Raw genomic sequence first — 10,973 nt, forward strand, 5'->3', positions numbered from 1 at the left:
AATATCGACTTACCGACAATTAACGACGAAATTCGCCCGCTATTTTAAAGAATCAATTTACCGCTCAAAAACAATCCGCTGCTTCGTGATTTCCGCCAGCCTTCCGCGATCTACTTCATACTCAGTATCAACGCTTTGCGGTACGATCACTTTCCCGCCCTCAAGCGTCACTTCTGGTGAAATAATATCCTTCTCCCAATGTCTACTAGAAGCGGATATATCACCTGGAATCGTAAAGTTCGGCAATGAGGCAAGCGCAACATTTTGCGCTCGTGAAATTCCCATCTCCACCATACCGCCGCACCAAACGGGTATGTTATGTTCCATACAATAATTATGAATTTGGATGGATTCTGTTAATCCGCCCACTCGTCCCGGCTTAATATTAACGATTTGGCAACTGCCAAGTGTAATCGCAACGCGCGCGTCTTCTAAACTATGGATACTTTCGTCTAAACAAATCGGCGTTTCAATCTTCTTCTGCAGCTGTGCATGATCAAGAAAATCGTAATCCGCTAACGGTTGCTCAATCATCATCAATTGGAATTCATCTAGTCGTTTCAGACTCTCCGTATCCGCTAATGTATACGCTGAATTGGCATCCGCCATTAACGGGATATGCGGAAACTCTTTACGAATCTCTTTCAATAATTCGTAGTCATGCCCTGGCTTTATTTTCACTTTAAAACGCTCGTATCCTTCTTCAGCGTACTTCTCGATTTGTTTTAACATAACCGGAATCGTATTAAGCCCAATTACAACACCGACTTCAATTTCAGACTTCGTTCCGCCAAGCAGTGTCGCAAGTGATCTCTTTTGACGCTTCGCATATAAATCCCAAATTGCCCCTTCAATTCCCGCCTTTGCCATTCGGTTTCTTTTTATATGCTGGAACAAGCTCGGTACCTCATTCGGATGAGAAATTTCAGCCTTTAATAAATCAGGTAATAAAAAGTCTTGCAGTACATGCAGCGCAGTCTTCACCGTTTCTTCCGTATACCACGGTTCAGAAAATGCAACGACTTCGCCAAAACCAATGCACCCGTCCGTATCTTCTAATTCAATGACGATACTTTCACGCTTTTCATACGTTCCGTAGCTTGCAGCAAACGGGATGACGAGTGGCATTTCTGTTATATGAAGTGTCGCTTTTTTTATTTCCACCTACATCTCCTCCGCTAATTGTCTTAGCTCTCGTCTTAACAATTTTTTCGAAGCATTTCGTGGTAATTCCTCTAAGAACCATGCCTTTTTAGGCACTTTATATTTCGCTAATTTCTCCTCGCAAAAATGAAGAATTTCTTCTTCTGTTACCTCTCCACTTTTTACAACAAAAGCAGCGGGTACTTGTCCCCATTTATCATCAGTCATACCGACAACACCAGCTTCCGCTACCGCCGGATGAGAAAGCAACGCTTCTTCAATTTGAGCCGGATATATATTCTCTCCGCCAGAAATAATTAAATCACTGCGGCGATCTAATACGTATAAAAATCCTTCTTCATCTAAATAACCGAGGTCACCAGTATGAAGCCATCCGTTTTGAATTGTCTCACGCGTCGCATCTTCACGGTTAAAGTAACCACCTGTTACGTTCGGTCCTTTTACTACGATTTCGCCTTCCGCAAATGGCGGTACTACTACGCCATCTTTTTCAATACGAAGTTGGCACTGAAATAGTGGTTTTCCAGCTGACCCTACTTTCGTTAACATATAATCTGCGGATAACGTACAAATTTGCGAAGACGTTTCTGTCATTCCATACGTTTGATATACAGGAATTCCTTTTTCTACACACGCTTCTAATAGTGGTTTCGGCGCTGGTCCTCCGCCAAGTAACATGCATCGTAAAGAAGGTGGATATGTCTCTGCCCCAAGTCGTTCTAATAAATCAGTTAACATTTTTGATACGACAGAAATAATCGTAACGCCTCTCGTTTGAAGTGCTTTATGAATAAAATCCGCATCATATTTCGGAACGAGTAAAATGCGCATGCCGTACATAATGTTTTTCATTAAAAGAGATAAGCCGCCAACGTGGAACATCGGCATACAAGCTAACCAGCAATCATCATCACGAAGGCCTAAATTAAGCGAAGAACCAACTGCGCTTGCCCAATGATTTCCGTACGTTAAAATAACGCCTTTCGGTTTTCCTGTCGTCCCTGACGTATAAATAATTGTCATCGCCTCTTCTAAAGAAAACTCTTCTTGTATAGGGGCTTCCTCTTTTGGTCCATTCATTATGTCGGCGAATGAATATACAGGAATATCTTTAGCCTCAAAATCTTGATCCGTCACTAAACAAATAACTTCAGCATCATCCATTTGCCAAAGTAGCTCTTCTCTTGAAAGACGCGTATTTAAAAGCACAGCTACTGCACCTACGTACGATAGGGCGTGAATAACTGTAATCATCTCCATACCATTTTTCATCAGAACAGCCACCTTTTGCCCAGGCTTCACTCCAACATGCGTGAGGTGTTCACAAACAGATACTACTTTTTCATGCAGCTGCATAAAAGTAACTTTCTCTTCCTCTATTTCAATTGCAGTGCGATCTGGTGTTAAAAATGCACGTTGCATTAACCAATTTGGCATCGTCTCCATCACTCATTCTCCTTTCATGAAAGAAAGAGACTTGATATGACATCAAGTCTCTTAGTTATTTTGTTTCCGGTTTGATCATTTGGTTGCGACTCACTTTGTGGGCGAGCTGCTTCCGTCTAAGAACCTTAGCCAACGAGGCTAAACAGTCGGCTCCGCTTTTGATCACGGGAAACGAGGGAATTGACCGAAGTCTGGACGGCGTTTTTCTTTGAACGCGTCGCGACCTTCTTTTGCTTCGTCAGTTGTGTAGTACAATAACGTTGCATCTCCAGCTAGTTGTTGAATACCAGCTAGACCGTCTGTGTCTGCGTTGAATGCAGCTTTTAGGAAACGAAGTGCCATTGGGCTGTTTGCTAAAATTTCTTCTGCCCATTGTACTGTTTCTGCTTCAAGTTGTTCTAATGGTACTACTGTATTTACTAAGCCCATATCAAGTGCTTCTTGCGCGTTGTATTGACGGCATAGGTACCAAATTTCGCGTGCTTTCTTGTGGCCTACCATACGAGCTAAGTAACCAGCTCCGTATCCACCGTCAAAGCTTCCTACTTTAGGACCTGTTTGTCCGAATACAGCGTTGTCTGCAGCGATTGTTAAGTCACATACGATATGAAGTACGTGTCCTCCGCCAATTGCATAACCTGCTACCATTGCGATAACTGGTTTAGGAATTGCGCGAATTAGACGTTGTAAGTCTAATACGTTTAGACGTGGGATTTGGTCGTCACCTACATATCCACCATGACCGCGAACTTTTTGGTCGCCGCCAGAACAGAATGCACGTCCACCTTCACCTGTTAAAATGATAACGCCAACATTCGCATCATCACGAGCTTGTGCAAAAGCGTCGATTAACTCCATTACCGTTTTAGGACGGAATGCGTTATGTACTTCAGGGCGGTTAATCGAAATCTTTGCGATACCATTGTATGTTGAATAAATAATATCTTCGTAATTGCCTTCTTTTACCCATTCAATAGCCATTACAACTACCTCCTTATATATTTCTGATCTCCTCTATAAGTGCAACTTCATTCTTAACTGAAAAAAGCATCACTGCATAGTTTTTAGAAATCCCTTTACTATTGTATCAAACTTTTCCGGTTGTTCCACATGAATTGCATGGCCAGCACCATCAATTTTGACAAATTTCGCATCAGAGATGCATTTTTCGATGTTTTTTAATATGCGAAAGAACTTTTCATCATGCTCACCGTTCATTAAAAGAACAGGCATTTTTAAATTTTGTAGCTCATTCCACCATGAAGGCTGAGCCCCTGTTCCCATGCCGCGCAAGCTATTTGCGAGCCCTCTTGGATTGTTAGCAAGTCGTTCTTTTCGCACTGCTTCTTGTACGTTTTGTGCTAAACGTTTTTGCGTTTCAAACAGCGGAATATTTTCCCACATCGTTACAAAGCTTTCGATGCCTTCTCGCTCAATTTTCTGAGCAAGCCGCTCATCTTTTTCACAGCGTTCTTTTTGCTCATCTTCACTTTCAAGCCCAGCTGTACAATTTTCTAATAAAAGAGAGTGTACATACTCTGGATATAGACATGCCATCGTAATCGCTAATCTACCGCCCATTGAATAACCAAGTATGTGCGCTTTTTCAATATGAAGGTAATCTAGTAGTTCTTTCATTTGCAATGCTACATTTCGAATATCATAATGAGTCACATCTTCAGGACTTTCCGTTTTTCCGTGCCCAACAATGTCTACTAAAATGACTTGAAATTGCTCACTCCAAGAAGGAACGAAGGAACGCCACGTTTCCATGCTTCCCGTAAAACCATGAAGAAGTAGAAGTGGTTCCCCGCTTCCGACTACTTCATATTCATACGATACACCTTGCAGCGTTACGTTCATTTTGATTCACCTTGCAACGATGTAGTAATGACGTCCTGTGTTTTTGCCCATAACGTACGGTGCAACGTTAAGTTTTCATCACGGTTCGTACAAATTTCCACAACGTGTAAACCTTCTGTCGTTGTTCCCTTTTGTACTTCTTCACGGAATTGCTCCCAACCATTTACACGGCTAAATGAACCACCGTACATGTTGACAACATGCTCATAGTCAAGCCCAATTGGAGTTCCAAATAATGATTCGAAATGTTCCTTTTTCTCATATTGTGGTAAGAATGAGAAAATACCACCACCGTCATTATTTACAACAACAATCGTTATATTTAACTCATGTAATTTTGCGGCTAATAATCCGTTTAAATCATGATAAAATGATAAATCACCGATTACTAATACGAGCGGATCGCAAATCATGCTCGCTCCTAAAGCTGTCGAAATGATTCCATCAATCCCATTTACACCGCGATTAGCCATCACTTGAATATTTTTATCCGATGTGAAAAAGAATGAATCTGTATCACGAATTGGCATACTATTACTCGCAAATAACGTTGCTCCTTCTGGTAATACGCGGACAATATCCGTAATGACTCTTCCTTCAAACGCAGTATCATATGTTTCCATTTCACGAAGCGTTTCCTTCGTTTTTTCGTTTATATGTTGCCACATTTGGGACCAAACATTCTTTTTCATAACTGGCATTTTTTCTATTAGTGCACTGCAAAATGCAATATCACTTGCTTGGACAACTTCTGTTGCAACGAGAGCTGGATCTCTCCATTGTCCTGATTCGTCAACAACGATATGAACAGCTTTCGTTTGTTTTTTGATGAACTGCGTTAATGCTTTCGAAACAGGCATACCACCGAAGCGAATTATAACTTCCGGCTTCCACGTTTCTTTTAACAGCTCATTTCGTAAAAATGTATCGTAACAGTCGATTACCATCGTTTTATCGTGGTGTCCACTACGAATGTTAGAAAGTGGATCCGCTAATATTGGATATCCCGTTTTTTCAGCTAGTTGCGTTGTAAACGTTGCGATTTCTGAATGACTATCATCTCCACAAATAATAAGCCCCTTTTCCATATGTGAAAGGCGCCCTACAAGAGAATCTACATATTCACTCGGCATCGTCACGTTCCCTCGCTGAACTACTCCTGTATATTCTCCGCGTCCTTTATCCCATAAACTTTCTAATGAGAAGTCCGGGATAAGCGGTTCACGAACTGGAAAATTAAGATGAACAGGTCCTTGCGGTGCTAAAAGCGCGCTTGCTATCGTACGCTGCGTTGTCATGCGAGCGTAATGATACATCGCCTCATTCGCTTCTGGAAGTGCCATCTCTGTAAATTGCTTCACAAACGTGCCGTATAAATTAATTTGATTCATCGCTTGTGGTGCACCGACATCTCTTAATTCATGCGGTCTATCTGCCGTTAAGACGATAAGCGGCACTCGCGAATGAAAAGCTTCACATACAGCTGGATAATAGTTCGCTGCAGCCGTTCCTGACGTACATAATAATGCAACAGGACGTTTTTTCGCTTTTGCGATACCGAGCGCAAAAAATCCTGCTGATCTTTCATCTACATGTAAATATGTGTTCATTCCTTCATGTTGTTCCATTAGTAGAGCAATCGGCGTTGACCGTGAGCCTGGACTAATGACAACATCACATACATTTAGACGCGTCAGTTCATCCACGAACGCGCCTAAATAATATGATAATGCTTCTATATGATTGTTCATTTCATTAATTCCTCCAAAGCACCAAGCATCGGTCTAAACTTCAAACTTGTTTCTTCATATTCAAGTTGTGGTACTGAATCAATTACAATCCCGCAACCGGCGAATAAGGATGCTTTCTTGCCATTTAATAATCCGCAGCGAAGTGCAACCGCAAATTCACCATTTCCTTCATCATCTATCCAGCCAATCGGTGCACCATATAATCCTCTGTCTAACAATTCAACATCACGAATCAGTTTCATCGCTTCCAAACGAGGTGTCCCGCCAAGAGCTGGTGTTGGATGTAATTCTTCTACCATTGTTAAAAGACTCGCATCGCCTTTTGCCTCTACAGGCGTATATAAATGAATTAAGTTTTTCGTTGTTAATAAGCCCGGACTTTCCGGAATATTAACGGATTCGCAGTGCTCATTTAATACAGACCTGATCATGTTCACAACATAACCGTGTTCAGCTAAATTCTTTTCATCATGAAGAAGCGCATCACTATTTCGCTTACTTTCTTCTATAGATTGACCATGACCAGTTGAACCAGCAAGACACATTGAAGTAAACTTCTCATCTTCTTTGCGAATTAATCTCTCTGGCGTCGCTCCTAAGAAGCATGCTCCTTTATAATCAAAAGAAAATACGTAACAATCTGGTTGCCCAATGCGAAGTGCTTCTAAAACAAGCCCAGAATCAATATGATGATCCATCTCTACTTTTAGCTCCCTCGCTAATACAACCTTTTGCACGTTCCCCTGCTTCATCTCATCTTGCACTTTCTCAATAGCCTTCATCCAGCCTTTCGGATCTACTTCTACTTTAGAAGTAACTGTTAATTTAGATCCTCCCAGTGCACATTTACTCTCCTCCAAAATTTTCTCTTCTAAAGAAACAATTTCGTTATAAAGAGTTTCTGCACAATCTGTTTCTGAAACGAATGTATTCATTGTTAACCATGCTTTTTCATTTTTTACAGTTAATAAAAATGCTGGTAGTGAAAATGTCGTATCATCAAATTCTTTCCATAAATCTGTTTTCTCTTTTTCTTGGTCAAATGAAAATCCACCAAATAAAAGAGGACCTGTTCCAAACTCGTATCTTTCTCTTTGTACAAATGATTTCTCTTTTACTTTATCCCACTCGTCACGAGCAGTTTGAAAGCGTTTGTGAGAAGCAGTTGCTATAGTGAAAACAGAACCAATTCCAGCAAATATTACATGCTGAGCTGGGTCTGCAAAATAACATCTATTTTCGAATGCGATCCTTTTACCTGCTGCATAAAACAGAAGCGGATCCATCCAGTCTATTTGTTTTACAAAACTAACCAATATTTTTTCATCAGTTGCATGCTTAATGGCTGCACTCAGAACTTCCTGCAAGCCTTTTTGTTTCGTTTGAATCACAATTGTCTCCCCCCTATGGGCGAAAAATAGTCATAATTACGCTTGATTTTAAGATACACCTCAAACGAAAGGCCTGTCAACGTTTAGCATTTCTGAGAAATTCACCTTCTCTTCCTAGAAAATAAACGTTGACACTAAATGATGCTTTTTCTACACTTAGTTGTGTACAATATGTGACCAAAGGAGGATTCAACATGGAAATGAACGTCGAAACGAATTCCTCTCCTACGGCGCCAAAGCCAAGCAAGCAAACAGGCTGGCGCATTTGGTGGAGTTTACTACGTCCCCATACATTAACAGCAGCTTTCGTTCCTGTTTTCATCGGAACAGCCTATGCAATGCAGGTCGGAGGTATAAATCAAATACATCTCCCTCTTTTCCTTATAATGCTTCTTGCTTGTCTTCTCATTCAGGCAGCAACAAACATGTTTAATGAATACTTTGATTATAAAAGAGGACTTGATCACGAGGGTTCAGTTGGTATCGGCGGCGCTATCGTTCGCGATGGCATTCAGCCAAAAACAGTGCTTAACTTAGCATTTGGATTTTTCGGTATCGCAATACTATTAGGTGTTTATATTTGTATGAATTCTAGCTGGTGGCTTGCTGCAATCGGTCTTGTTTGTATGGCCGTTGCTTACCTTTATACGGGTGGCCCCCTTCCCATTGCCTATACACCATTTGGAGAGTTAACAGCCGGATTATTTATGGGTGTCATTATTATCGGGATTTCATTCTTTATTCAAACTGGAACTGTAACATCAGAAGTCGTTTTACTATCTATTCCAAGCTCAATTTTAATTGGTGCCATTTTACTTGCTAACAATATCCGTGACTTAGATGGCGATAAAGAAAACGGTCGTAAAACGTTAGCAATTCTCGTTGGACGCGAGCGAGCAGTTGGTGTACTTGCTTCTATGTTCATCGTTTCCTACATTTGGACAATTGCTTTAATTATCGTGGGCATCGTATCACCATGGATGCTTATCGTATTTTTAAGTGCACCGAAAGCATATAAAGCGACGAAAGGCTTTATCGGCAAAAACATTCCAATGGAAATGGTACCTGCGATGATAGCAACAGCAAAAACAAATACAATCTTCGGTCTCTTAATGGGAATCGGATTATTACTTGGATATTTCCTTTAAAAGGAGCTGCTAATGCGGCTCCTTTTTCATATACCAAATTCAGCTCATAATTCCTACTCGCAACGCTCATACTATGTAAAGAAACTGAATTGTAGGAAGGTGGACGACTATGTTAACTCCACAACAAATAAATCAATTTAAATCCGTTTTAGAAAAACAAAAGCAAGAACTAGAGCAAACGATACAAACACATGAAAATGAAGATCGTGCATCTGAACGTGAATCTGTTGGAGAATTATCTAGCTATGATAACCATCCGGCTGATATGGCAACAGAGCTATATGAACGTGAAAAAGACTTCGGTCTTATTGAACTTTGGCATAAACAATTAGAGGATACGAAACATGCCCTGCAAAAAATAGAAGCGGGTACGTACGGCATTTGCGAAGTGTCTGGTGAAGAAATTCCGTTTGAAAGATTAGAAGCGATGCCAACCGCTACAACATGCGTTCAGCACGCAACAAATAAGTTAAATATGAATACACGACCAGTCGAAGAAGAAGTATTGTCTCCTTCTTTCCACAAACATGATGAAGATCATTCTGTTGAATATGATGCAGAAGATGCATGGCAAGATGTTGCCAATTACGGAACATCTGAGACACCATCTGATTTAGAAAGACAAGATTCGAAAAACTATAATGGCATGTACGTAAATAGTGAAGAAAACGTAGGCTACGTAGAGGATTTTGAAAACTTTATCGGTACAGATATGTATGGAAAAAATCCGCAAGTTTTCGCTACGGAAGAACATGAAGAATATGAGCAAATGCTTGATGACTTTGAAGAGCGTACCTTTAAGGGCGAATTGTCTTCAAATGAGTCGAGTTCCAAAGAATAAAAAAAAGCATTCCGAAAATCGGAATGCTTTTTATCGCTAGCTAATTAGTTTTTTGTAACGTTAGCAGCTTGTGGTCCACGGTTACCTTCAACGATTTCGAAAGAAACTTCTTGACCTTCTTCTAAAGTTTTGAATCCGTCACCTTGGATAGCTGAGAAGTGAACGAATACATCGTCTCCACCTTCAACTTCGATGAAACCGAAACCTTTTTCGCTGTTGAACCATTTAACTTTACCTGTTTGCATGTCATGTACCTCCTAAATAAAAATGAAACTATGAATCCACATGAAAAGGTGGATATAAAGGACATGAATGTATAACAAGCTTACAGCCTTTAATTCAACGTGCTTTATTTCCGTACCACATTATGTAGCTCAATAGTGATTTCACTATATCACGCTATATCCAAAACGTCAAATGAGAACACTTTCATCCCACCATTTTTTTATAATTTTAATATAATGTTGAATTTCCATATTCATATTTTATCCCCCCATTTGTGAACAGTTTGATTGGCGGAAGCTGCTAATCCGTTTTGGGTGCGCCCACTTTATTTGAAAATTAACAAAACTAAAGTATTCTAATCCTATTAAATTCTGTACAATATAAGTATCTATTACATACGAGGTGAAAAAAAATGAGAGCACACGAAATCGAGTATAAATTATACGGCGATGATATGCAGTTTGTTGAAATTGAGTTAGACCCAGAAGAAAGCGTGATCGCAGAAGCTGGCGCAATGATGATGATGGAAGATTACATAGAAATGGAAACAATCTTCGGCGATGGTTCTGGCCCATCTGGAGGTTTATTTGGAAAATTGATGGGTGCTGGTAAGCGTCTCGTTACAGGCGAAAGCATGTTTATGACTGTATTTACAAATACAGGTCACGGCAAGCGTCACGTATCATTTGCTGCCCCTTATCCGGGTAAAATTATTCCTGTAGATTTAACAGAATATCAAGGAAAAGTAGTTTGTCAAAAAGATGCATTTCTTTGTGCCGCAAAAGGTGTTTCTATCGGTATCGAGTTTACGAAAAAAATCGGAACTGGTTTCTTCGGCGGTGAAGGTTTCATCATGCAGAAACTTGAAGGTGATGGACTTGCTTTCATGCATGCAGGCGGAACTGTATATAAGCGTGAATTAAAACATGGCGAAAAGCTTCGCATCGATACAGGTTGTCTCGTTGCCATGACAAAAGACATTAACTACGATGTCGAGTTCGTTGGAAAAGTAAAAACAGCTCTATTTGGCGGCGAAGGTTTATTCTTCGCAACGTTAGAAGGACCTGGAACAGTTTGGATTCAGTCCTTAACACTTAGCCGCTTAGCAGCACGTCTGACAAGCCCAGCAGCGCAAAGCACTGGT

The 10,973-nt window shown here is 40.5% G+C and carries 10 protein-coding genes; 3 read left to right on the forward strand and 7 right to left on the reverse strand.

Features of this window, described 5'->3' with window-relative positions:
• Positions 1-57 precede the first annotated feature (57 nt).
• From menC to MR079_RS25955, 6 genes are all read right to left on the reverse strand, one after another.
• Complete coding sequence (gene menC / locus MR079_RS25930; RefSeq protein WP_242294893.1) at positions 58-1,164, reverse strand: o-succinylbenzoate synthase; 1,107 nt, start codon at positions 1,162-1,164, stop codon at positions 58-60.
• A complete protein-coding gene (locus MR079_RS25935; protein ID WP_242294894.1) occupies positions 1,165-2,610 on the reverse strand; it encodes an o-succinylbenzoate--CoA ligase in 1,446 nt (481 codons plus the stop codon).
• A gap of 162 nt (positions 2,611-2,772) precedes the next feature.
• Positions 2,773-3,591: a 1,4-dihydroxy-2-naphthoyl-CoA synthase gene (gene menB, locus MR079_RS25940; protein WP_061185000.1), complete on the reverse strand. Its 819-nt coding sequence runs from the start codon at positions 3,589-3,591 to the stop codon at positions 2,773-2,775.
• A gap of 69 nt (positions 3,592-3,660) precedes the next feature.
• Positions 3,661-4,473: a 2-succinyl-6-hydroxy-2,4-cyclohexadiene-1-carboxylate synthase gene (menH, locus tag MR079_RS25945; protein WP_173601171.1), complete on the reverse strand. Its 813-nt coding sequence runs from the start codon at positions 4,471-4,473 to the stop codon at positions 3,661-3,663.
• Positions 4,470-6,224, reverse strand: a complete 1,755-nt coding sequence (gene menD, locus MR079_RS25950) for a 2-succinyl-5-enolpyruvyl-6-hydroxy-3-cyclohexene-1-carboxylic-acid synthase (protein WP_242294895.1) — start codon at positions 6,222-6,224, stop codon at positions 4,470-4,472. Before menD ends, menH begins: the two co-directional genes overlap by 4 nt.
• Entirely contained in the window at positions 6,221-7,615 is a 1,395-nt protein-coding gene (locus tag MR079_RS25955) for an isochorismate synthase (protein ID WP_242294896.1), read from the reverse strand. Before MR079_RS25955 ends, menD begins: the two co-directional genes overlap by 4 nt.
• 194 nt (positions 7,616-7,809) lie before the next feature.
• Between MR079_RS25955 and MR079_RS25960 the strand changes: the two genes are divergently transcribed.
• Together MR079_RS25960 and MR079_RS25965 are read left to right on the forward strand one after the other, a co-directional pair.
• On the forward strand, positions 7,810-8,763 hold the full coding sequence (locus MR079_RS25960) for a 1,4-dihydroxy-2-naphthoate polyprenyltransferase (RefSeq protein ID WP_242294897.1): 954 nt from the start codon (positions 7,810-7,812) through the stop codon (positions 8,761-8,763).
• A gap of 109 nt (positions 8,764-8,872) precedes the next feature.
• Entirely contained in the window at positions 8,873-9,604 is a 732-nt protein-coding gene (locus MR079_RS25965; protein ID WP_061182731.1) for a yteA family sporulation protein, read from the forward strand.
• Between the two features lie 44 nt (positions 9,605-9,648).
• Here MR079_RS25965 and cspD read toward each other — a convergent pair whose 3' ends face one another.
• Positions 9,649-9,849: a cold-shock protein CspD gene (gene cspD, locus MR079_RS25970; RefSeq protein ID WP_001193054.1), complete on the reverse strand. Its 201-nt coding sequence runs from the start codon at positions 9,847-9,849 to the stop codon at positions 9,649-9,651.
• Between the two features lie 392 nt (positions 9,850-10,241).
• Here cspD and MR079_RS25975 point away from each other — a divergent pair.
• The coding region (locus MR079_RS25975) for a TIGR00266 family protein (protein WP_242294898.1) at positions 10,242-10,973 on the forward strand (732 nt) is incomplete at its 3' end.

It is taken from the genome of Bacillus cereus group sp. BfR-BA-01381, assembly GCF_022663555.1.
Lineage (GTDB): Bacteria > Bacillota > Bacilli > Bacillales > Bacillaceae_G > Bacillus_A > Bacillus_A pacificus.

Coding starts and splice junctions, on each gene's coding strand:
- menB (WP_061185000.1), bottom strand. CDS start 3,591: ATGGCTATTGAATGGGTAAAAGAAGGCAATTACGAAGATATTATTTAT.
- cspD (WP_001193054.1), bottom strand. CDS start 9,849: ATGCAAACAGGTAAAGTTAAATGGTTCAACAGCGAAAAAGGTTTCGGT.
- MR079_RS25935 (WP_242294894.1), bottom strand. CDS start 2,610: ATGGAGACGATGCCAAATTGGTTAATGCAACGTGCATTTTTAACACCA.
- MR079_RS25965 (WP_061182731.1), top strand. CDS start 8,873: ATGTTAACTCCACAACAAATAAATCAATTTAAATCCGTTTTAGAAAAA.
- MR079_RS25960 (WP_242294897.1), top strand. CDS start 7,810: ATGGAAATGAACGTCGAAACGAATTCCTCTCCTACGGCGCCAAAGCCA.
- menD (WP_242294895.1), bottom strand. CDS start 6,224: ATGAACAATCATATAGAAGCATTATCATATTATTTAGGCGCGTTCGTG.
- menH (WP_173601171.1), bottom strand. CDS start 4,473: ATGAACGTAACGCTGCAAGGTGTATCGTATGAATATGAAGTAGTCGGA.